The sequence below is a fragment of the Sporosarcina sp. FSL W7-1349 genome, from assembly GCF_038003045.1.
GTDB lineage: Bacteria > Bacillota > Bacilli > Bacillales_A > Planococcaceae > Sporosarcina.
The window spans coordinates 2,025,233-2,047,457 of the sequence record NZ_JBBOOK010000001.1; the positions used below are offsets into that span (position 1 = coordinate 2,025,233).

Below are 22,225 nucleotides of genomic sequence, written 5' to 3' on the forward strand. Positions count from 1 at the left end.
AAAGGGCGGTGTTTTGATTGAGCAATCGAAGATTAGTCATTGCCGGAACCGGCAGTGGTGTAGGAAAAACGACCGTAACCATCGGGCTGATGGCGGCTTTAATGAAAAAAGGGTTGACGGTCCAAGGGTTCAAGTGCGGCCCCGACTATATCGACCCTTCCTATCATGCAGCGGTGACCAAACGGGTATCCCGCAATTTGGACAGCTGGATGCTCGGACGGGAGACTGTGTTGGATATTTTCACCCATGCAAGCCGGGACGCTGACATTTCCATCATGGAAGGGGTCATGGGCTTTTTCGACGGCAAAGATCCGAAAACTGATGTCGGCAGCACTGCTGAAATCAGCGTCATCACCAAAAGCCCCGTCTTGCTCGTCGTTAACTGCGCGAGCATGGCAAGGAGCGCGGCGGCCATTGTAAAAGGATTTCAAACGTTATCCTCCGAACCGAACGTAGTCGGCGTCATTGCGAACCGCGTCGGCAGCGAAAAGCATTTTGAAATTGTAAAAACAGCGATTGAACAGGAATGCGGCATCCCGGTCGTCGGCTATTTGAAGCGTGAAAATGGGATAGAAATCCCCGAGCGCAGCCTCGGATTGATCCCTTCGATTGAGCGGGGTGAATTGGACCCGTTTTTCGAGCAGTTGGGCGAACTCGTGTCCGAGACAGTTGATTTGGAGAAACTGCTTGAAATTTCACAAGCGGAACCTCTTTCATTCCCTAAAGAAGAGTCTCTCTTTACCGGTTCGGCGACCCCGGCCGTGCGAATTGCCGTGGCGAAAGATGCCGCGTTTAATTCCTATTATATGGAGAACTTCGAACTTCTCGAAGCACACGGAGCAGAGCTTGTGCCATTCTCCCCTTTAGCGGATGAACACGTCCCAGCTGACTGTGATGGCCTTTATATCGGGGGGAGCCTTCCGGAAGAATTCGTATCCGCGGTCAGCAACAGCACCCAGACGAAACAATCGGTCCGCGATGCAATTGCAAATGGCATGCCGACCTTTGCGGAAGGCGGCGGCTTCAGCTACTTGACGGAATCGATCACCAAAACGGACGGTCAAGTTGGAGGGATGGCCGGCGTGATTCCGGGAAACGTGACGATGCACAAGTCCTTGAAAGCAATCGGCTACCGGGAAATCAAAGGCTGCGATGAGAACTTTCTTCTGCCTGCAAACCAGGAAGCGAAAGGTCATGAATTCCACTACTCCACCTTCGAGGCGAATTTCCCGTTACAGCCTGCATACGAAACGAAGGGCATGCGTGGAATAAAAGCGGATGGCGTAGCGACACAGAACCTGGTGGCTGGATTCCCGCAGTTTCATTTCGCCACGTGCCTGAAAGTGGTTACCAGATGGATCGACGCTTGCCAAGCGTATCAGAATACGAAGTTGGAGGTAGCTGATGGGAAAAAATAAAAAAGGATTAACACTTGTCTTCACGGGGGACGGCAAAGGGAAAACAACTGCTGCCTTGGGACTGGCTCTCCGCAGCACAGGCCGCGGCATGAAAGTGAAAATCTACCAGTTTATCAAATCACCGCAACGCTCCTACGGCGAGCAGATCGCCTTCAAAAAACTCGGCGTCGAAATGGTCCAATTAGGCATCGGCTTCACTTGGACGAAAACGCCGGAAGAACACCGGGAAGCCCTAAAGAAAGCGTGGCCAATCGCAAGGGAAGCCGTCATGAGCGGCGAATATGATGTCGTCATCCTAGACGAACTGAATAACGCCCTCGCCATCGACAAATTTCCGATCGACGATGTCCTTCCAAAAGAAGAAATCCTGGACATGATCCGCAACAAGCCGGCACACGTCCACCTCGTCATCACGGGCCGAAACGCCTTGCCCGAAATCCGTGAACTCGCCGACCTCGTCTCCGTCATCGAGCCGGAAAAACATTACTATGAAAACGGCGTGGATGCGGTAAAAGGGATCGAATTTTGAAATGAAAAGGAGGACCTCGCTTGGGATAGGAGGTCCTCTTTTTATTGGACTATAAAACGTATTATCCTACAACGTTCTCTTCGAACCTTCAATCACTCCCGCCCCACTTCATAACGTTCCTGAACCTCGAAACGTTTTCGCAGCAAATCACAACATTTCCACCAAACTCCTAAACATTCCCGCTCCAACGTATCCTCCAAACCTCAAAACGTTCATGCTCAACTTCAAAACGCTCCTGAACCTCGAAACGTTTTCGCAGCACCTCACAACATTTTCATCAAACTTCTAAACATCCCCGCTACACCTCACAACACTTCCCCAAACCCCAAAACGAATATCCTCCCCCCGGCTCAACAGAATTCTCCAAAACGTAAGCAGAACCCCCCCACGCCAATAATGCCCAAGTAAAAAAACACCTCCCAACCGGAAAGTGTCTACGTAATGCTGCTCGCCACCAACAAATCGTCCGCAGTTTTTTCAAGCTTCGAATAGGTGGTGCTGAGTTCTTCCATGCTGGCGTTGTGTTGCTCAGTGAAGGCGGCGATTTGGTTGGTGGATAGGGTCATGCGGTCGATTGCTTTGGAAATGATGTCGAGTTGGGCATCGATCTTGGCTGCGCTTTCGTTGCTCGTATCCGCCATTTTTCGGATTTCTTTCGCGACGACCGAGAATCCTAGGCCGTGTTGGCCGGCCCGCGCGGCTTCAATTGACGCATTGATTCCTAAAATATTGGATTGGCGGGAGACATCTTTGACGAACCCTAGAATATCCATGATTGCAGCGATGTCACCCTTGATGGATTCCGTCTGCTCCGATAATTCGAGTAGACGGTGCATGACATCACTGGACGCTTCGGTCATCACTTCCGTCATCGCAGACATCTGTTGGACGGCGGCCGCTAAATCAGTAGCCCCTTCTCTAAGCGTAGCCACCCGTTCATGTGAAACGAGCGCACTCAATACGCCGATCACATCCGATCCATCGAAAATCGGTTGTGTCAATGAAATATAAGGAAACCCGAAAATGCTGGAATCATTCTCTTCGCGCAGTGGCTTTCCCTCCCGCAAGGATCGCATCGTCACCGTGTTTTCTATGATTTTATCCCCGACTTTCACTTTGATGTCAATCTGTGTACCTGGCAAATAGCCAACCAGCGTTCCTTCCTGGTCGCCAAGAACGAGGCAGACATCTTCCGGGTACGTCATTTGGTACGCCTTCATCGAATGTTTTATATTCTCCAAGATCGGGTGCATGCCAACTCCCCCTCTATGACAAAATATTCATTCTTTTCTTCAGTATACATGCTACAGAAACAAGATTGTACAACACTCCGTAGGAATAAAATCTCCTTCGTTCCTACAAAAGGTGGAAAAGCATGCGCCTTTTCAAAATAACCATCTCCCGCCGGAACATCGGCAGAAGATGGTTTCCTTTCAGTTCAACGGTTACCCACATCAAACTTCATATGAACTTCTTTCTTCAAAGGTTGTCCATTTTGATTGCGGACATCGGTCGTAATCGTCAAATAATGGGCACCGGGTTCCCATTTCGTCGCAGGGGTGATCAACAATTGAGCCGGGTTGGCGGGATTGACGACTACCGCGAAGGAAGTGATCGGTTCCGTGCCGTCCGCCCTTCTGTTAATTTTAATGGTGCGCGAAAAATCTTGACCGGCTGCAAGCTTTTGATTAAACGTCACGGTGAACACTTTCGAGCTATTGACCTGCATCGCCGGGAAATCGCCTCCGAACTGGAGCACGGATTTTTCATACTCCTCCAGTTGCGCATATAACTTTCCGGCGTCCAAAACGCCCATCCCATAATAAGAATCAAAGCCCGGCATCCCTAAATCGGTGGCCGACCTTCTGAACATTTGCTCGATTTCATGGGGCGACAACTCGGGATACAACCCTTTGACCATCGCGACCGTCCCCGACACGATCGGGGCTGCAAACGATGTGCCGTCCCCTTTGCTATATTTCAGATTTGGAGCAGTGGACAGAATCCCCTGTCCGGGCGCCACCAAATCCACCTGTTCGTTATAGGTGGAAAAGTCCGCCTTCACATTCTTGGAATTCACTGCGCCAACCGAAATGACATGATCATACGCAGCAGGATACATGACCGGATTCCCAGCCAATGCGTCATTCCCGGCTGCAGCTACGACTGTAATCCCCGCATCAATAGCTCGCTGGATTGCTTCATTCTCCAATCGGGAAAACTCCTTGCCCCCCAGACTCATATTGATGATATCCACGTCTTGCGCAATAGCGTAATTGATCGCCCGGATCAAATCCGACAGACTCGCTGTGTCCTGATTGAAAATCTTGAGTGGCAGAACCGAAACCCGATATGGTCCAGCTGTTCCCGCCATCCCTTTCCGATTATTCAATTGAGCGGCGATGATGCCCGCGACCATCGTGCCATGCCCTTTCTCATCCGTAACATCCGTCGTGTTGGACCTTATACTTGACGAGCCATTCATTCGACACCTCTGCAGACTCTGCAAATCCGGTGCCACTATTCATAAACAAGGGGGCAAGTACGATAAGCAATGTTACAAGCAAAAGATGTCTACCTTTTTTCACGTCCAACCATCCCTTCTATCAAGTCGTAAAGTCTTCACTTTACTATTTTTATAGAGGGAATGGTAGTGTTTGAGTAGCTAGTTGCCTCCTGCTCGAACTAAATCCAAAATTAAAAACTCAGCCCACAGAAGCAGGCTGAGTTTTATATCAATGAAACACAATCGTTTTATTATTCTCTACAAGAATCCGGTCTTCCAAATGCCACTTCACAGCTTTGGCGAGGACACGACGTTCGATTTGACGGCCGATTTTCTTCAATTCGACTACATCGTCGCGATGGTCCACCCGCTCGATATCTTGCTCGATGATCGGACCTTCATCCAAGTCGTTCGTCACATAGTGGGAAGTTGCGCCGATCAGTTTGACACCCCGGTCAAACGCACGCTCGTATGGGCGGGCGCCGATGAATGCCGGCAGGAAAGAATGGTGAATGTTAATAATTTGATTCGGGAAATGTTCCACGAATTCCGGCGTTAAAATCTGCATATAACGTGCTAAAATCAATAAATCGACATCGTATTCTTCCATCAGGCGAATCTGTTCCTCTTCCACCTGTTTGCGGATATCTTTATTCGCCGGGATATAATGGAACGGAATGCCGAGTGCTTCGACCATTGGACGCGCAACTTCATGGTTGCTGATGACGACGGCGATATCGGTTTCCAAGTCCCCGTTTTGCCATTCCCATAATAACTCCATCAGGCAATATGGCTCTTTCGATACGAATATGGCCGTACGCTTCCGTTCACTGCCGTACGCAAAACGGTATTCCATTGAATATCGGCCCGCAATCGCTTGGAAATCGGCCTCCATTTGCTCACGTTTCTCCGGCAAGTTTTCACAATGGAACTCTAGACGGATGAAGAACGTGCCGCCTTCCGGGTCGCTTGAGTATTGGCTCGATTCCACAATATTGGATTCATGGTCAAATAGAAACTTGGACAATTCAGCCACAATTCCCGGCTGGTCCGGACACTTAACGAGCAAACGTCCGCTATTTTCCGATCTTTTGTTATTCAACTGAAGTGTTTTTGTATCTGTATTTATATGAATTGTCATGTTTGGCACATCTCCTGTAGTCGTTGTACTAACATACTATTATGCAATATTTTGGAGGTCTTCGCAATCATTACACGAAAAAAGTCCAACCCCTTGCACTAGGAGATAAGCCAACATCTTCAGTTCTTCAAATGTAATCCATACTTCCAATCTTTTTGATCCATTTCCTTTACAAAGTTCTCTAACACATCCAACACAATACTTTCGAGTTTCTTGCCTTTTTCAACTGTCGCCACGCTTGGATCACCCGTAGCTCCGGTGTCTGTTAGCTCTTCGAATCTCCATTTAATTTCCACATGTGGCGGGAGGTCAGGAATAACTCCTTTCGCATGCTCCATTTCTATTAATTCACCAAATAGCGCTAGACCCATTGATGTTTCCCCTTCACCCGCATGCCCCAGACCGTCCCACTTCTCAAAGAAGTCTTTAGGGACCATATTTCCTGCGGCAACCCACCAATCATTAAAGCTGGCTATCGTAACATCAGGATGTTCTACTTTTACAGCACGTGCTGCTAATTCAATTGGTGCGATATTACCATCATGTCCATTGATGATAAGTATTTTTTTGATTCCATTCCGTATAACTTCTGTCAATACTTCTTTAATAAGATTGACTATCGTTTCCGGTTGTAAACTGATCGTAAAGGGCATTGCATTGTAGTGTGCACTTAGCCCGTAGTTAATTGGAGGGAGGACCATCATTCCTTCAACCCGTTCTACAAGCTTTTCAGCCAAACGGTTGGAGATTAACGCATCTGTCCCAAATGGCATATGGTATCCATGTGTTTCAAAGGCCCCCACCCCAAAAACAACTTTATCAATTCCCGCCTTTTGAAATTGGTTGAATGTCATTTCTGTCCCAATATTTTTCATCATCATTCTCCCATCTACTATCCATTTACGCTTTTTTCGTCGTAAAGCGGTAAATGATAGGGTATATAATAATTGTGATTACTAATGCTACAAGTCCTGATGGCAATCCGAATGGCGAGGCTATCCCGTATTCAAAAAGTAAGCCTAACACCGCCCCAATCAGAAATGAAATAATGCCAGCCGGCTTATATTTAGGTTGTGAATGAAGTTCCTCCGCTGGATAATGTCCTTTTTTCACAATGAAGTAATCAGCAATCAAAGGCCCCGCAAGTGGCAGGAAGGCCGCCCCTAAAACTGTAATGAAATCCGCGAAGAAGATTTGATAGAACGCAAGTGATCCGATAATCGTTCCTATAACACCCGCAATTAGGACAAGTTTTTGCCGGTTCGCATCTTTCCCATATGATGAAATGACAGGCCCGACATACAATGAATTACAATAGAGTTCCGCATTATTAGTCGTCCAGAGGGATGTCGTCCAAGCAACGACACCAATAAGAGCAAACAGAATTCCTTTTTCAATCATCCATTCAACATAATTGAACTGCCCGACAGAGACGGCTCCAATATACCCGACAATATTTAATAATGGATTGGTTATGATGAAACAGGCTATTGCTCCAGCAATAACAGCTTTAATTGATTTATTGAAACGGAACAAATCAACGCCCATAACCACTCCCGCAATCCAACTTCCCATGACAATGGTGATAGCACTACCAAGCCCCATTCCACCGATTGTATTCGCTTCGCTGAAGAATGTGGCAATTCCGCCTCCCTCATTCAGCATGCCCACTCCTACAATTACGGCAATCGCCAAAATGACAGGAGCAACAGGGATTGCTACTGCTTCAATCGCTTTCATCCCTTTATACGCTGTGTATGTGAATATTAAACCGAATATAGCACAAGCTAAAAAATTCTCTAGAGTGATCGAGGGAATCCCTTCGTACCCAAGTGCCGCAGGATTGAACACAGTAATACCGGTAGGATTTCCGATCAGAGAACTCCATATCTGACCGACCATCCCCGTAATACTGGCGAACCAGCCGAGTGTCAACAACGCCATGACAAGTAGAGGCAAATTACTTCCCTTTGCACCATATGAATAACGACTAATAAGTGCTAAATTTAATCCGGTTCTCTGCGCCATGATTCCAAGCAATATTGTCAATATCGCTAATACGCCCATTCCAATGCCAATTGCCCACAATGCCATAACAGGTGGAACACCGGGTTGATTTCCAAATCCAGCCAGGACTCCACCAACAAAAAGACCGGTAACTACGTAACCGAACCCTACCCAGACCAGCACTTGTTTCCATGTAGGACGACGTGACTCTGCCGGAACAGCCTCAAGCATGAATTCACTGTCTTGCACATCAGGTTCTGATGACTTCTGTAGATCCAGCACTCCCTTTCCACTCCTTTCATTAAATGGCCCTATCAAAATGATATTCGACGAAGGGAGCTATTATGAAAACGGCACTAAACTGTGTACCTGCTTAGCCCCCGATAAGAGCTGACTTCTGCTCCTTCAGGCGTCCGGAACATATCCGATTAAAATGCCTTTATAAGCAACAAAAAACTGACCCAACGCAATCAATCTTGCGTCAGGGTCAGCCTTATAATCTTTCTATTGGTTCCTTATTACCGTTACGTTTAAGAGTGACAATTAGATATTATTTCTCACAATCTTTAATTTCCTCAAATCCTTCACATCCGCCACGCCCGACAAAGCCATGGAAATCCGGAATTCTTCCAGTAAATTGTTTAACACATGAGCAACACCTGCTTGGCCCCCGACAGCAAGTCCATAAATATAGGGCCGCCCGACCAATACCGCATCCGCTCCCAGCGCCATTGCCTTCAAGATATCGGAACCGCGTCGCACCCCGCTGTCGAACAAGACCGGCATTTTGCCATCCACCGCTTGCACGATTTCCGGCAACGCATCGATGCTGGCAATCGCGCCATCCAATTGACGGCCACCGTGATTGGACACAATGATCCCATCAATTCCATTGTCCATCGCCAACTTGGCATCTTCCGGATGCAAAACCCCTTTCAATATGATCGGCAGCTTCGTCCACTTCCGTAACTCCGCCACCTGCTTCCAGCTCAATGACGGGTGCAGAATATTGTCCAAAATCCCTTGAACGATTGCAGATTGATCCCTTGTCGGCAAAGAGTCCATGAAGACAGCATCCGACTCATAGTTCCCTTGGCCGAATCCCGCAGCGAGCGGAGAAAATCGGCTGCGGATGTCCTGCTCCCGCCAACCGATCATCATCGTGTCGATCGTCAGTACAATTGCTTCATATCCGGCATTTTCCGCCCGTTTGACCATGCTGTACGCGATTTCTTCGTTCTGAGACCAATAGAGCTGATACCACTTCGGACTTGTCCCTGTGGCCGCTGCAATCTCTTCGATCGAGCAACTCGACACCGTGCTTTGAATGAAAGGTAGTCCGAGATCAGCCGCAGCTTTCGCTGTCGCCACCTCTCCTTCCTCATGCACCATCTTCTGCACACCAATCGGCGCAATCAGCAACGGAGAAGAATAAGTACGGCCAAACAAAGTGACCGACGTTTCGACGTGTGAAACATCGTTCAAGAAACGTGGCACATAGGAATATTTCGCAAGTGACGCCACATTATCGCGCATCGTCTGCTCCCCGCCCGCCCCAGATTGAATATAGCCGTAAGGTCCTGCATCAAGCAGTTCCCGGGCGGCCGCCTCCAACTCGGCAAACGCAGCCGGATATGCCCCTGCCGCATGGATATTTTTTAGCATCGTTTTTTCGTGGTTGAATACTGTCATCGTATATCCTTCTTCCTTTATGTAATGAATTTTCTTATATTATACTACACCTTTTTAGCAACTTGCCTGTTCTTTTAGAAAACTTCCCCGCACTGACAATGGATACATCTACGTCAAAAAGCCGTCCCCACAGGAACGGCTTTTCTCCATCCAGTTATTCCACCGGGAACACCCTGCCCCGTTCATCTTTATAAACGACGTGATGACGCTCGAACTTCGTCGGTGAATCAAGTCCAGCAGCGGCTGCCATTCGGAATAGTCCCTCACGCATCGTCAATATATAATTGGCGACACGATATTTCTTCTCCTCAATCACGAGACCCTCTTGCAATTTCCTATCTGTCGTCGCTACACCGGCGGGGCAATCGTTCGTATGGCAGCGATGCGCCATGATGCAACCGACGGAAATCATGAAACCGCGGGCAATTTGCACTAAATCCGCTCCCATGGCAAGGGCAATCGCAGCTTTATCAGGTGTCGTGATTTTGCCGGATGCAATAATTTTCACCCGATCCCGCACTTCATATTTACGCAAAGCATCATCCAGCAGGACAAGAGATGAATGCAGCGGCAGCCCGACGCTATCCGCCAAATCTTGATACGTAGCCCCCGAACCTCCCTCCGCTCCGTCCAACGAGATGAAATCCGGTCCTTTGCCCGTCTGCTGCATGAAGGAAGCCAATTCCTCCGCATCCTCCTGGCCGCCGATTACGATCTTAATTCCGACCGGCTTGCCTGCATGCTGGCGAATTTCCTCGATAAATGTAAATAAAGACGGAAAATCATCGAACTGATGAAAACGGTTCGGACTGTTGATCGTCGTATATGGCACGACATTCCGGATGGCTGCAATCTCCTCTGTCACCTTTTCTCCTTCCACATGGCCTCCGCGCATCTTTGCCCCTTGCGCAAGTTTCAACTCGAACGCTTTGACCTGCGGCAACGCAGCCTTTTCCATAAGACGCTCCACGCTGAATTCGCCATCCTCCGTCCGGTATCCAAATAATCCCGAACCGATCTGAGCTATGAGGTCAGCGCCCCCCTCCAAATGGTAAGGCGACAAACCGCCCTCCCCCGTGTTCATCCAGGAGCCGGGCGTCAAGCCGATTCCCTTGGAAAGAGCGGTGATCGCATGGTCCCCGAGCGCCCCGTAACTCATCGCCGATTGCCCAAGGAGCCCACGGACACGAAAAGGATATTCGCAATCTGGTCCGATTACGACAGCATCCTCTTCCGGCAAAAGCCATGGCAATGTCGGAACATTTTCCAAATGCTCCCGGCGGGAAAATAAATTATCTTCATCCATTATATAGCGCTTCGTATTTACCAAATCAGCATTATCGACCCGCATCTCCTCGTTCTGCTTCGTGAACATCGCGTTCCGCATAAAATATCCAGACTCCTGGAAATCCCGCTTCGATCCGAACCCGATAATGCTGTTCAAATATTTCCCAGGCAACACCATTCGCAAATACTCCTCACGGTTAAACGGCTTGCCATCATTATCATCATCAAATAAATACTGGCGCAACTCGGGACCCGTTTTCTCAAAAATATAACGGACCCTCCCCAAAATCGGATAGTTCCGCAAAATGGCATGCTGTTTCTGCATCCGATCATAATAATAAAGAAAAATAGCCGTCAAAATCGGCAAGATGATCAGGAAAATCACCAACAACGCCGATGTCATTGAAATACTCTCAAACCAACTCAACGCTACACCCCGCTTCATCGTTTTACTCCTTGTTTTACCCAACCGCCTGCTAAGTTAACCGTGTCGGTAGGAATTTAGAGGTGGAGGGAGTTTGGGGGGGTACGTTGCGTGGTGGAGAAGATGTGTTTTGGGGTTTGGGGAGAACGTTTGGAAGGGTGGACGAACGTTTCGAGGTTCGAGGAGTACGTTGTGAGGCGAAGGGATTTTGTTGCGAGATTCATTGGAAACGTTGTGAAGCCGGGGATGTTCGTTTAGAAAGTAGACGAATACATTGTGAGGGGGGTCCGAAGCATTTCGAGGTTTGCTGGTATCATCGTGAGCTTGGGAAGGATCGTTAAAAGGTTAATTATGATTTGGGTCATTTCTCATTCTCATTGCTATCTAAACGTCAAAAGGAGCCCTCTCAGTAATAAGGGCCCCGATATGATTTTAGCGTTTTCCCTCTACACAATAGAGAGTGATTGGACTTCCATCTGTCCATTTTCCATCGGTTACAGTCAGCAGCTTGATACCACCTTTAACTGGATAGGATTGGACAACATAATCTCTTCCATTATCCGCATTGACTAAGGTGAAACCGTATGGACGGACTTCCCATGTACCAGTCAAGTTTCCTTTTCGTTCTACAGTATGGGCTAGGGGTGCTTATTCAAGAATATGAGAGAGGTATTTTCCTGTAATCCTTTGAAAATGAACTGTTTATTACCAATAGAGAGAAAAGAATCTTTGCAGTCTTTGTCCTATTTTAGCGAAGTATGCGGCGACTTTTTCATTCAATTATAGCAGGAGTTTTCATTATTTTTATATAGTTAATTCACATTTCCATCAAACGTGCTTTTTCTCTATTACAAAATATCGTTTAGTTACAGGTGGTTTTTTAATTCTTCTAAGGGGAAAATAATAAGAAGAGTATTGACCACTTTAAGAAGGAGGAAATCCATTGAATTTCCCTATCGAATCGTATTCATTTCAAATCACACCAATTTTCCGTCATATCCAACTGTCCGTGGAAGTCGCCGGGGCTTATTTGCATCAAGGTGACACAAAGGAGACATTGCAATTTTACAGCAGCGAAACGGCATTCCGGCAAGGTGAACCGTATTTTGGCGCGATCCAATACGAGGGCAGCAATGACTACGACAAAAAAGAGCCCTCCCTTGTCAGTTGGCGCTTCAAACGCGCCAACCTACCGGGAGAGCTGAAGCAAGAGCTGGAAATAATTGAAGCGTTTCGAAAAGACACGAATTCAGGTCCCCCAGTCGATCCGGAGGCAGAATCGATTGCCTTCAAATTCGATCGCTTCAATCTGGCCGCCAAGGCAACGATCAAAGAAATCCGGAACGCTCTCGAAACTTATCTATTCACCACCCATCTGGAAGAAAACGAAATCTGACAACTTAACGATCCAAGCGAACAATATCAGTCAAATCATTCGGAATGCCTGCCAACAAATCCCGAATGAGCCTTGCGCCGAGCATACTGTACACCGTGCCGTTCCCACCCAGGCCGATCAAGTACAGCAAACGGGGAAATTTCGGATGCCTGCCTATCAGAGGCAGGTTATCCGTCGACTCCCCAAACATGGCTGCCCATATATGATCGATTTCTATCGGCATCTCCGGGAATAGGTCCTCCAGCTTCCTCTTTAGTTGCTCCCCCTTGGAATGAAGGACCGATCGATTATGTAGCAGACTTGATATTTCTTCGTCCAAACCTCCGATGATGATTCGGTCATCTTCTGTCAGACGCGTATAGAGATAGGGCCGTTCCGTCTCCCAAATCATCATTCGCTCTTTCCATGTCGACACGTCTTCCATCGGTTTCGTAGCCATTGCAAATGTTCGGTTCAATTTTTCCTTTCCATGGTCTAAACAGGGGAAGGTAGTATAGCCAGTCGTGAAAACAACTTTTCCCGCACGCATCTCTCCGTTCGTTGTCTCCAACCTCACTTCCTCCTTCGGCGAATGAATCTCTAAGACTCTAGTGTTCTCATAAATATGTACTCCCTGCTCCTCCGCATAACGAACCGCCCCCCGACAGAGCCGCAATGGATTCACCTCGGCATCCCCGTGTGTGATGATCGCTCCCGCCTTCGAAAAAGGAAAGGCTGATTCCACCTCTGCCGGTGTCCAATACTCCGCAGAAAACCCATACTGCCGCAATGCTTGCCATTCTTTCCGCAGGCGAGGGACATCATCCTCCGTACTGGCATAGTAAAGACTACTTCTACTTCGGAATTGCACATCCAACGGCAAGCTTGCCGCCACTATTTCCAATTGCCCAATTGCAGCCTCACACGCTTTATAAAAACGGACAGCCGGGTCGTTCCCGATCTGCTCCATCAATTCGTGCAGCATGATGTCATTCGAATATTGCAGGAGTCCCGTGTTAGCAGATGTGCTTCCGTGTCCGATCTCCTTTTCTTCGATCAGAGCGACTTGTAAACCCTCTTGGGAAAGTATGTATGCACAAAGCGCCCCAGATATCCCACCTCCGACTATGGCTATATCATAATATGCAGCTGGTACAGGTTGACGGAAAGGAGGCAATCCCTTCTCAACAGTTGTCCGCCAATATAAAGAACCCATATGAAAATCCATCCTACTCACTCCTTTGTTGAAAAATACCCGAAGTGAACAAAGAAGAAACGGGAGCGATGCAGTGGATTTTCATTGGGTTGACTCCTGTTCAATGGAAACGATTCATTGCTCTTTCTTCAACTTCTCGATCCTTTCAAGATAGTCATCAATCTTTTGGTTGATTCTATTTACTTCATCATCGATCAATTGGCGTTTCTCCACCTTTTTCTCTTCCAGCATCTCATTGTAGAATTCCTTCTGCTCGTCTATAAGGCGGTTCAGTTCTTCCGCGGTCTGACCATCAATCAATTCCTCTTGGCTCAGCAATTTGACCGCACCCAAGAAACGGACATGTTCGACTCTCACGGCATCCCTTGCCTTCTCTGCATAATCCGAAACTGTCTGGATCGCCATCGTTTTAGGCCAGGCGTCCGCCTTTTCATACATCAGGCCAACAAGATCGAGATTGGTCGGGAGCCATAATTTAGTAATCTGTGTTGTCATTTCTTCCAGATTATCCGCCGCCATGTACGCGCCGTTCCCCGCTTCTGCTACGGCCTTTAGCTGCGATTCCGCTTTGCTGTCCACTTGGAACCCGATGACATTGATATGTCGGTCAGGATTTCCCTCCGCCATCTTCCGAGCTTCTTCGACCGGGTCACCCCCGCAAGTTTCCTCTCCATCACTGACAATGTAGACCGTCAAGTCTTCGGATGTCTTTTCATGGTCCAGGCCCACTTGTTTGATGGCCCCGGCAAGCGGCGTCCAGCCTCGGGCCTGCACTTCCTTCACCGCCGCATTGAAGGCCTTCTGATCGTATTCACCAAGCAAATACACTTCATCGATCGTGCTGCAGGAGAGCTGCTCATCCGAGCGGTTTTGGGAACCCGCATGGCCATAAATGTACAAGGAAACTTTACTTTCCTGCCCCATCGTCTTGGCGAAGCTGCGGACCGCCGCCTTCGCCGTATCCATCTTCAACCGACCATCCGCCTGAAGCAACATGCTCGAACTTGCATCCAACAAAATAATGGCATTGGCAGGCGGCTTCTCCGGCTGCCTCATCCCATTCTCCGTAATCTCATAAGGTTCCGGCAGCAACGGCTCATCGAACTCCGGATAAAAAGTATTGAGCCGTCCCACTAACGGACCGTATTGGGAACTTCCGAGCAAGTATCGGAATCGGTCTAAAACGTCTTCGGAATTTTTCTCTTCTATTTTCCATGCCTTCATATCATCCAAGAAGTCTTCCCGAATCTCCGACGGCACCTCCTGGCTAGCCCACATGGAAGTCTCCTTGTCGACCGTGAAATCCGCTGTCAATAGACCCGGAGGAAGATCCGCCAACTCCTCCGCTGTCTCAGCCATTGCAATAGACGATTCCTTCGTCAAGGTACCCTCTTCAACTTCCACCTTCTCTTCCGGCTCCGCCGCTTGGTCCGCTTCTCCCCCTCCAGCGTCTTCCACAGGCGGCTGCACTTCCTGCCCCACTTCCTCTTTCGTGCATCCTGCGAGCAAAGCTGCCACGATAAGGAATGCCATCATTCTATTTTTCATCGAATCAAATCCCCTTCCGATTGTTCTTAACATAGCAAGTCGCAGTTCTTCCACTATACTTGATACGACTATACGGCCAGCCCACGGCAAGGTTTCAAAACACCAAAAAACCAGCCCTTCGGACGAGGAAGGACTGGTGCTATCGTATGAGAAAATTATGGAAGTCTATCTCTTATAAACTAAGAACTTTTTCCAAATGCTTAATAGTCGGCGTTAAATTTGCAAAAAAGTAGGCTTCACGCAATCGTCTCGCTGGGGCACTCGCTTGAAGATAAGCGGCACTTCCGTTGTGAAGCATGGCAGCCTGCACTGCTTCCAACGTCAAATAGGCCGCGGCGAGACGAACTTTAGCAATTTCCTTCCAATTGAGGGGTTCCTCCAAGATAAGGGAAAGTAGCTTCTGGCGCAATTCCTCCTCCCTCAATTGCAATTCCGGTGATTGGACACGCAAATGCTGATTGCAGCCGTTTTGCCGATTGGCCATTTTCTCGATCGAATGGACAGACGCATTTGTCACGCCGAACCCAAGCGGAATTTGATAGGCGATGAACGTCGGGCGAACTTCCGCCACAAACGCATTGGCATCTTCCGATAACACCCGATCGTCCGGAATGAACACCTCTTTAAATGTACAGCTGGACGTCGCACTGCCGTTCAACCCCAAGTAATCCATTTTTTCCTTGAACTTCAAACCGGGTGAATTGCAGGAGACGAATACCATGATCTGCTCGGTTTCATTCAGCCCGGCGATCGCTCCGAAAAAATGGTCCTTACCGAGATTGGATACGGAAGGAAGTACGCCGGATACCAAATAGCCGCCATCCTTGCGTTTCGCGGTCAGATGAAGGGATTCCAATCCCGCGTAGTGTTTCATCGGATTCGACAACCCGGTGGCCCCGAGCAAAGTTCCATCTTCCAGACTCGTCAACAGATCGGCTTTCAGCTTTTCATTGTCTGTCGTCCGGACATAGGTTAAAGCAGCGAGGTGGCACCACAGGCAAAATGCAGTCGTCATGCATGTTTTGGCAGTCTCGCCGACAAAGAACAATCCGTCCGCAAGCACTTCCGCTTGGGGACGGCCCCCAGATGACAACAGACCCGATTCGCCCAGCTTGCGAAGAAAGCTCTCCGCGTAAAAAGCATCTTGATCAATCTTTTTCACATATGGCTTCAGTTCCTGCGCAATCAATTCAGCAAGCACTTCCTGTTTTTCCATTACCATGGGCATGGTGCCACCTCCGCTTTATTTCCTAACTTGTTACTCGTTTTCTGTCAAGATTTCCGTTATGGAGTCGATCGGCGTTTGGACTGCTTCCCGTGCACGTTTGACAGCCGCTTCGTCCGGCGCATCATAGAAGCATAGACATTTCGACATATCCTCACAGACGTACGTTCTAGCAAATGATACTTCCGGCACTTCTTCGTAGTGGACGGAATTTTTCTTTTTCCGCGCTAAGTATTGATCCATTGTCAAGTCTTCCGGCAAGTTCCATTCGACCAAATAATTGACGAGATCTTTGTTTTGCTTCACGTTTTCCAAGTCATCTCCGACTAGACGGACATCTTTGACCAGTTCAACCGGAATCCCTGCTTCCTTCACGACGCTTGTAGCCGTTTCTTGGTCAGCCGACTCAACAATGAAGAACGAACGGGAGAAATCTTTAGACACTTGAATTTCAATCAGCGCTGATTGTTGAGCCCCAAGATTTTCTTGCAATTGTGCCGCTTTTTGATCCAAAGCCGCTTTCGAGTCCACAATCCCTTTTAAAGACGATTCGATTAAAAATAAGCCCATTTGAAAAACCTCTCTTTTCCTATCATTATTGTATGTTATACTAATCATATTAATCTAGTAGGTTAATAAAAGCAACCCACAAATACTGAAAGGACGAAATTAGAATGAAGCCACGATACAATCTACCTTGCAACATTGCTCAATCGCTCAATATTATTGGGGATCGCTGGACGCTGTTGATTGTCCATGAAATCTTAGTCGGTCGAACGACATTCAATGAAATCAAACAGGCCTTGAATGGACTGTCCGCCAACATGCTGTCCGAGCGGCTCAAAATGCTGGAAGCGGAAGGCCTTGTGCAATCCGAACTTTATTCGACCCACCCGCCACGTTATCACTATACGCTGACGACTAGCGGAGAAGCGCTTGAACATGTCTTTAACGCCCTGCTTCTATGGGGACGCGACCATTTGGAAACTTGTTATAAGAAACTCATCCATTCCGGGACGGGAGACGAAGTCGAAATCGGCTATTACTCCAAACGGACCGGGAAGCGCGTGGACGACCTGCGCGCCATCAGCATCGAAGACCCGTTGCTGCAAGAATCTTGATAGGGAGACCGCCAGCAATCGGCGGTCTTTTTACGTTGCCGGCGGCGTGCCGAAATGGCGGCCGACCCAATGCTCCAAAAACGTGATGAACCGATCCAGCACAAAACCGCTTAACCCGATGATGACAATTCCCGCCAATACATGATCGAGCTTTAATGTATTCCGGGCATCAATAATCAAATATCCAAGTCCTGATTGAGCTCCAACCATTTCTCCGGCAACGAGGAACACCCAAGCCGTCCCGAGCGCCAAGTGCAGGCCATTCATAATGGAAGGAAAGGCTGCCGGGAAAATGATTTTATACATGAGCGGCCATTTGCGAATCTCCATATTTTCGGCGATTTTCAAATAATCCTGATCGATTTTCCGGACGCCCGACACTGTCGTCAACAAAACCGGGAAAAAGGCGGCGATGAAAATGATCGCAATAGCTGGCATATTCCCGATTCCAAACCAAAGAACAATGAAGGGCGACCAAGCGACCGGGGACACCGGGCGCAGCACTTGGACGACTGGATCAACAATCTGCCAAGCCCGCGGCATCCTCCCGAGGAGCATACCAAGCAGGATGGCGGGGACTATGGCGAGCAAATACCCCGCCGCAAACCGTCCTAGGCTGACCCGCAAATGTTCGAACAATGTGCCGTCCACGAATAATGTCGATATTGCGTGTGCGACAGTGAGAGGAGACGGAAACAGCGCCTCCTCATATCCCCCAATCCAGATGATCCCCTGCCACACGATGACAAGCAAGACCATGCCGATGATGAAATTTGACGTCTTCCTCAACCAACCCATTGCGTTCACTTCACTTTATCGATAAATGTATTGTCCACGAACTCTTCATATGCCGGCGGATTTTCCGTCAAGCCCATTTCCACCATGAACCCGGACAATTTGTCATACTCGCTTTCTTCAATCCGCAGGTCATCATAGGAGATCCATTCGAGAGATAATTCAAGAACTTCTTTATCCACTTTCATGAACTCTCCGAAGGATTCATAGACCGCATCGTCTTTTTGATTCGCCAGCTCTCCGCCTTTAACATATTGATCTACAAACGCTTGGACTGTCTCCCCATCCTTTTGGATTGTGTCATTGCGTAAGACTAGAACACAGCAGTACGACTCTGGCCAAATCTCCTCAGAATGGTAATGGACTTTCCCTTTGTCCAGCACGACAGCCTGCGCTCCGAACGGCTCCGCTACGACATAGCCCGCAATCCGATTTTCCGAGAGGGCGGCCGGCATTTCGGCAGGTGCCATTTCGACGACGTTGACGTCTTCATAGGTCATTCCGTCTTTTTTCAGCATTTCATTCAATAAAATATTATGGGATGAAAATTTATGCGGGATGGCATAGGTGGCTCCTTCCAAATCCGCGGTTTCCTGAATATCATTGGAAGTGACAAGGACGTTTCCGTCTTTATGGCCGAGCGCGACCGCTTTTAGATCGATCCCTTGTTCTTTAGCCATCATGGCGAGCTCTACAAGGACAGAAGCCCCATCAATCCGCCCCGTATTAAGTGCATCCATCAAATCCGGCCAAGAACCGAATTTGACCATTTCAACATCCTGGCCCTCGAACTGTTCGTCATGAACATGCGCTTCCATATAAAGCGGGCCAGCGTGGGTGATTGGCAAATACCCGATCTTCAAGGTTGTCTTCCCGCCTTCGCTGGCCGATTCTTCTTTCGTCTGGCCGCATGCCGTTGTGAATGCCAATAGCAAGACTAGCAGCAATAAGGATAGTTTTCTCATTTCGTTTCCTCCACTTAAATCGAATATTCAGGGACTGTTGGTGCCCCGCTCAATTCGAACTCCTCTAATATTTTTTTACGGTAATAATGGAAATCGCCATGCGTACGATCCCGCGGTTTTCCTTGATTGATCGTCAATTCGTTATAAATTTTGCCGGGGTGCGAACTCATGATCAGCACCCGGTCGGATAAATAGACCGCTTCATCAATATCATGCGTCACTAGTAAAATCGTAGTCTTCTTCTGCGTCTGGATGCGAATCAACTCATCTTGCAAATTATAGCGGTTGAATGTATCCAGTGCCGCAAACGGTTCATCCATCAAAATGACATCCGGCTGAATTGCAAATGCCCGGGCAATCGCGACCCGCTGCTGCATTCCCCCGGACAATTCATGAGGGAATTGGTGTTGATGCTGATCCAGTCCGACTAATTTCAGTGCTTCCAAGACTCGCTCTTTCTTCTCAGCGGACGGAATCGCTTCCCCTTCCAACCCAAGCTCCACATTCTTCAAAACAGACCGCCACGGTAGGAGATTTCGTTGTTGAAATAACATCACACAACGTTTCGTTGGGCGGACTACTTCTGCTCCATCCAACAGGACCGAGCCCGTATCAGGCTTTAAAAATCCGCCCACCATATTGAGAAGCGTACTTTTTCCACAACCACTCTTCCCGAGCAACGTGACAATTTCCCCTTTATTCACATGAAAAGAGACATCATCCAAAATATGAGCCGACTTCCCCTTCGTGTGAAACGTCTTATCCACCCCGGCTACCGTAATCATCCCTCTTCCCCTTTCATCAGAAGTAAATTCATAATTCCTATTAGTTTAGTTTGTATTAAAGTTAGTTTATACCACTTCGTTAGAAAATACAACTCTATTAGTGAAAGAATTTTTTGATTAAGGACATCGCAATTTTTTCATAGAACTACTTTGACTATTTGAGAAGTTAACCTAAATTCACCATCTCCTGAAAGAGCCTAAATTTCTGCAAAGAGAACAGATATTCAACATATCAAACCCTTACCAGTTCGATTAGATAACCGTTGACTAACTCGTATCATGCGAGCCTCCGGACCCGGCATCCATGCTCGAGCTATGATGAATATCCCCAAGGTCTTGGATTCTATAAATTCCTTTGAAACAAAAAAATTGAGCACTCACATGTGGGTGAATGCTCAAAGACGTAGATAGTCATAGATTTTACAAGCCAATTGAATATCGAACCATTGGGCGGGATCTGCTAAAGAGATTTCTAGAATCTCTTCGATGCGCTTCAGTCGATAATATAGGGTGTTTTGGTGTATTACCAATGACTCCGTAACGTTTTTCAAGTTTTTATTATGCTGCACATAAGCAAGCAACGTCTCTATTAAATCGACGTTTTGATTGTCAACCAACGGACCTAAGTGGTCAGACAAAAACACTTCCAATTCGCTGCTTTCCAAGTCGAGCAAAATTCGGTCTATGCCCCCATTCGAAAACTGATGGACCTGACCCTTTTTTCGTTTCATTAACAAAGTTATGCTTTTTTCAGCATCCCTATAAGATTTGCGAATCTCATGAAAGCCCTCATACACGTTTCCTAAACCGATATATACAGGCCATGTAACCTCATTCATGTGCTTAGTCAATTGTGTCACCTGTTGGCGAGCTTTCACTTTTCCTCCATCTTTAGGGAAGGAGAGAAAGGCGATGACTTGGTTTCCCCGTTGTGTCACAATACCTTTTATATGATAAAAGATAAGCATTTCTTCAATCCACTTCATCCACTTCTCTCTCTCAAATCGAGAATCCCGATAAGGAGCACTTTCCATTTCGCTGCAAATTAAAGCAACATAATAATCTTTCGGATGTAGACCCAAGTTGTTCGCTTGTTCTTCTAACTGCCCATCATGTATCCCTAGTAATATCTTTTCAAATATTTCACCGTAAATCATTTGTTGGGCTTCTCGAATGGATTGCTGCTTCATCATTTCCAATGACAACAAAGATGAGCCGTATTCCAACAACATACGATTTACATGGTGAAATTTCTCTTTTTCTATGTACGTTAATAAAAAACCTATAACCGAGTTGGATCCTACTATCGGAATAATGATGATTGAGGTTCCGTCTTTCTTATCATAGACTTGCCACTTTTTCATAGTGATTACATATTGTACTTCCCTAGTGGATATCATGCCGGATGGAAGATCAGTCGGCACCATTTCAACATCCGCTATCAGATTAAAAAGATCATCATAGAGGGCAATGGGCGCTTCTATGTATTGCTGAAGCGCCTGTACCATTTTTTGAATCCCTTTATTTTGATTGCTTAACATCGTTAATTCATTATACAAATCCGCCGTTTTCTGTTGTTGATCATGCTCTTTACGTAAGGCGGTAGTTGCGAGCACTAGCTCATTTTCCAAATGTGCCTCTCTGTTTGACAACATATGGTGCCGATATGCCAAGGTGATGACAGGAGTGAATGAATGTAGGATTTTCATGAAACTAGATGGATACCGGCTCTTCTCATCATGCCCACTCATAGTCAGAACCCCTACAGAACCACGTTCATCCAGTAATGGAATGGCAATGGTTTGATGAGGATACTCCGCTTGAATCGTAGACTTGATATAATGTGATAAATTGGCAGGACTCATTGTACGCATGGTACTCATAACGGACTCCCGGGACGTTAAAAAAAGCGGATGCCCTGTAGCAAACACCTGACCGGAAATTCCTTCACCCGGAATCAGCTGCGTCTTCCGATAATTTTCTTCGACATATCCGACGGCATGCTTGACGATGAGCTTCTGTGTCTTTTCACTGTAAATTAATAGAAATCCCGAATCCAATTGAGGAATGGCATCGATCATTTGTTGCAGAATGCTCTCAACAAATTCAGCCTGCCCCACCGCCTTCATAATTTTCGTGGTAGCTGAGGTAAGAATTTCGTATAAATTCGTATCCATCGTATGTGTCATTC

The 22,225-nt window shown here is 47.4% G+C and carries 20 protein-coding genes; 4 read left to right on the forward strand and 16 right to left on the reverse strand.

Annotated elements, in window-relative coordinates:
- Window positions 1-17 precede the first annotated feature (17 nt).
- A complete protein-coding gene (locus MKY41_RS09945; protein ID WP_340744856.1) occupies window positions 18-1,418 on the forward strand; it encodes a cobyrinate a,c-diamide synthase in 1,401 nt (466 codons plus the stop codon).
- Window positions 1,405-1,947 (forward strand): cob(I)yrinic acid a,c-diamide adenosyltransferase, encoded by a 543-nt coding sequence (locus tag MKY41_RS09950; RefSeq protein WP_340744857.1) that lies wholly within the window; start codon window positions 1,405-1,407, stop codon window positions 1,945-1,947. The genes MKY41_RS09945 and MKY41_RS09950 overlap by 14 nt, the downstream gene beginning before the upstream one ends.
- Before the next feature lie 434 nt (window positions 1,948-2,381).
- Here the strand turns inward: MKY41_RS09950 and MKY41_RS09955 are convergent, their stop codons facing one another.
- From MKY41_RS09955 to MKY41_RS09990, 8 genes are all read right to left on the reverse strand, one after another.
- The gene (locus MKY41_RS09955; protein ID WP_340744858.1) at window positions 2,382-3,200 is read right to left on the reverse strand and encodes a methyl-accepting chemotaxis protein; all 819 of its coding nucleotides are present in this window, start codon (window positions 3,198-3,200) and stop codon (window positions 2,382-2,384) included.
- Between the two features lie 185 nt (window positions 3,201-3,385).
- Window positions 3,386-4,432 (reverse strand): S8 family peptidase, encoded by a 1,047-nt coding sequence (locus MKY41_RS09960; RefSeq protein WP_340744859.1) that lies wholly within the window; start codon window positions 4,430-4,432, stop codon window positions 3,386-3,388.
- A gap of 250 nt (window positions 4,433-4,682) precedes the next feature.
- Window positions 4,683-5,594, reverse strand: coding sequence for a formyltetrahydrofolate deformylase (purU, locus tag MKY41_RS09965; RefSeq protein ID WP_340744860.1), 912 nt, complete (start codon window positions 5,592-5,594; stop codon window positions 4,683-4,685).
- Window positions 5,595-5,713: 119 nt separating this feature from the next.
- Entirely contained in the window at window positions 5,714-6,469 is a 756-nt protein-coding gene (locus MKY41_RS09970) for a creatininase family protein (RefSeq protein ID WP_340744861.1), read from the reverse strand.
- A gap of 25 nt (window positions 6,470-6,494) precedes the next feature.
- Window positions 6,495-7,883 (reverse strand): purine-cytosine permease family protein, encoded by a 1,389-nt coding sequence (locus tag MKY41_RS09975; protein ID WP_340744862.1) that lies wholly within the window; start codon window positions 7,881-7,883, stop codon window positions 6,495-6,497.
- Between the two features lie 261 nt (window positions 7,884-8,144).
- Entirely contained in the window at window positions 8,145-9,293 is a 1,149-nt protein-coding gene (locus MKY41_RS09980) for an alpha-hydroxy acid oxidase (protein WP_340744863.1), read from the reverse strand.
- Between the two features lie 154 nt (window positions 9,294-9,447).
- Window positions 9,448-11,025, reverse strand: coding sequence for an FMN-binding glutamate synthase family protein (locus MKY41_RS09985; protein ID WP_340744864.1), 1,578 nt, complete (start codon window positions 11,023-11,025; stop codon window positions 9,448-9,450).
- Between the two features lie 411 nt (window positions 11,026-11,436).
- Window positions 11,437-11,616 carry a hypothetical protein gene (locus MKY41_RS09990; RefSeq protein WP_340744865.1) on the reverse strand — a complete coding sequence of 60 codons (180 nt, stop codon included), beginning with the start codon at window positions 11,614-11,616 and terminating at the stop codon, window positions 11,437-11,439.
- Between the two features lie 331 nt (window positions 11,617-11,947).
- Here MKY41_RS09990 and MKY41_RS09995 point away from each other — a divergent pair, with 331 nt between their 5' ends.
- Window positions 11,948-12,400 (forward strand): hypothetical protein, encoded by a 453-nt coding sequence (locus tag MKY41_RS09995; protein WP_340744866.1) that lies wholly within the window; start codon window positions 11,948-11,950, stop codon window positions 12,398-12,400.
- Window positions 12,401-12,404: 4 nt separating this feature from the next.
- Here MKY41_RS09995 and MKY41_RS10000 read toward each other — a convergent pair whose 3' ends face one another.
- The 4 genes from MKY41_RS10000 to MKY41_RS10015 all read right to left on the reverse strand — a co-directional run bounded on the left by MKY41_RS10000 (window position 12,405) and on the right by MKY41_RS10015 (window position 16,938).
- Window positions 12,405-13,607: an NAD(P)/FAD-dependent oxidoreductase gene (locus MKY41_RS10000; protein ID WP_340744867.1), complete on the reverse strand. Its 1,203-nt coding sequence runs from the start codon at window positions 13,605-13,607 to the stop codon at window positions 12,405-12,407.
- A 102-nt stretch (window positions 13,608-13,709) separates the two neighbouring features.
- Window positions 13,710-15,143 (reverse strand): VWA domain-containing protein, encoded by a 1,434-nt coding sequence (locus MKY41_RS10005; RefSeq protein WP_340744868.1) that lies wholly within the window; start codon window positions 15,141-15,143, stop codon window positions 13,710-13,712.
- Window positions 15,144-15,315: 172 nt separating this feature from the next.
- Window positions 15,316-16,371: an acyl-CoA dehydrogenase gene (locus MKY41_RS10010; RefSeq protein WP_340744869.1), complete on the reverse strand. Its 1,056-nt coding sequence runs from the start codon at window positions 16,369-16,371 to the stop codon at window positions 15,316-15,318.
- A 30-nt stretch (window positions 16,372-16,401) separates the two neighbouring features.
- Window positions 16,402-16,938, reverse strand: coding sequence for a DUF4242 domain-containing protein (locus MKY41_RS10015; RefSeq protein ID WP_041073302.1), 537 nt, complete (start codon window positions 16,936-16,938; stop codon window positions 16,402-16,404).
- A gap of 104 nt (window positions 16,939-17,042) precedes the next feature.
- On the opposite strand from MKY41_RS10015, the gene MKY41_RS10020 reads away from it, so the two are divergent.
- The gene (locus MKY41_RS10020) at window positions 17,043-17,489 is read left to right on the forward strand and encodes a winged helix-turn-helix transcriptional regulator (RefSeq protein ID WP_340744870.1); all 447 of its coding nucleotides are present in this window, start codon (window positions 17,043-17,045) and stop codon (window positions 17,487-17,489) included.
- Between the two features lie 30 nt (window positions 17,490-17,519).
- Here MKY41_RS10020 and MKY41_RS10025 read toward each other — a convergent pair whose 3' ends face one another.
- The 4 genes from MKY41_RS10025 to MKY41_RS10040 form a co-directional block, all read right to left on the reverse strand.
- On the reverse strand, window positions 17,520-18,287 hold the full coding sequence (locus MKY41_RS10025) for an ABC transporter permease (protein ID WP_340744871.1): 768 nt from the start codon (window positions 18,285-18,287) through the stop codon (window positions 17,520-17,522).
- 5 nt (window positions 18,288-18,292) lie between these two features.
- Window positions 18,293-19,249 (reverse strand): ABC transporter substrate-binding protein, encoded by a 957-nt coding sequence (locus tag MKY41_RS10030; RefSeq protein WP_340744872.1) that lies wholly within the window; start codon window positions 19,247-19,249, stop codon window positions 18,293-18,295.
- A 14-nt stretch (window positions 19,250-19,263) separates the two neighbouring features.
- Window positions 19,264-20,034, reverse strand: coding sequence for an ABC transporter ATP-binding protein (locus MKY41_RS10035; protein ID WP_340744873.1), 771 nt, complete (start codon window positions 20,032-20,034; stop codon window positions 19,264-19,266).
- Window positions 20,035-20,429: 395 nt separating this feature from the next.
- Window positions 20,430-22,223, reverse strand: a complete 1,794-nt coding sequence (locus MKY41_RS10040) for a helix-turn-helix domain-containing protein (protein WP_340744874.1) — start codon at window positions 22,221-22,223, stop codon at window positions 20,430-20,432.
- Window positions 22,224-22,225 lie beyond the last annotated feature (2 nt).

What these genes read in the sequence shown, in the direction of transcription:
- MKY41_RS10005 (WP_340744868.1), bottom strand. Translation starts at nt 15,143, where the DNA reads ATGAAAAATAGAATGATGGCATTCCTTATCGTGGCAGCTTTGCTCGCA.
- MKY41_RS09970 (WP_340744861.1), bottom strand. Translation starts at nt 6,469, where the DNA reads ATGAAAAATATTGGGACAGAAATGACATTCAACCAATTTCAAAAGGCG.
- MKY41_RS09960 (WP_340744859.1), bottom strand. Translation starts at nt 4,432, where the DNA reads ATGAATGGCTCGTCAAGTATAAGGTCCAACACGACGGATGTTACGGAT.
- MKY41_RS10040 (WP_340744874.1), bottom strand. Translation starts at nt 22,223, where the DNA reads ATGACACATACGATGGATACGAATTTATACGAAATTCTTACCTCAGCT.
- MKY41_RS09980 (WP_340744863.1), bottom strand. Translation starts at nt 9,293, where the DNA reads ATGACAGTATTCAACCACGAAAAAACGATGCTAAAAAATATCCATGCG.
- MKY41_RS10035 (WP_340744873.1), bottom strand. Translation starts at nt 20,034, where the DNA reads ATGATTACGGTAGCCGGGGTGGATAAGACGTTTCACACGAAGGGGAAG.
- MKY41_RS10000 (WP_340744867.1), bottom strand. Translation starts at nt 13,607, where the DNA reads ATGGATTTTCATATGGGTTCTTTATATTGGCGGACAACTGTTGAGAAG.
- purU (WP_340744860.1), bottom strand. Translation starts at nt 5,594, where the DNA reads ATGACAATTCATATAAATACAGATACAAAAACACTTCAGTTGAATAAC.
- MKY41_RS10030 (WP_340744872.1), bottom strand. Translation starts at nt 19,249, where the DNA reads ATGAGAAAACTATCCTTATTGCTGCTAGTCTTGCTATTGGCATTCACA.
- MKY41_RS10020 (WP_340744870.1), top strand. Translation starts at nt 17,043, where the DNA reads ATGAAGCCACGATACAATCTACCTTGCAACATTGCTCAATCGCTCAAT.
- MKY41_RS10010 (WP_340744869.1), bottom strand. Translation starts at nt 16,371, where the DNA reads ATGCCCATGGTAATGGAAAAACAGGAAGTGCTTGCTGAATTGATTGCG.
- MKY41_RS09950 (WP_340744857.1), top strand. Translation starts at nt 1,405, where the DNA reads ATGGGAAAAAATAAAAAAGGATTAACACTTGTCTTCACGGGGGACGGC.
- MKY41_RS10015 (WP_041073302.1), bottom strand. Translation starts at nt 16,938, where the DNA reads ATGGGCTTATTTTTAATCGAATCGTCTTTAAAAGGGATTGTGGACTCG.
- MKY41_RS09955 (WP_340744858.1), bottom strand. Translation starts at nt 3,200, where the DNA reads ATGCACCCGATCTTGGAGAATATAAAACATTCGATGAAGGCGTACCAA.
- MKY41_RS10025 (WP_340744871.1), bottom strand. Translation starts at nt 18,287, where the DNA reads ATGGGTTGGTTGAGGAAGACGTCAAATTTCATCATCGGCATGGTCTTG.
- MKY41_RS09985 (WP_340744864.1), bottom strand. Translation starts at nt 11,025, where the DNA reads ATGAAGCGGGGTGTAGCGTTGAGTTGGTTTGAGAGTATTTCAATGACA.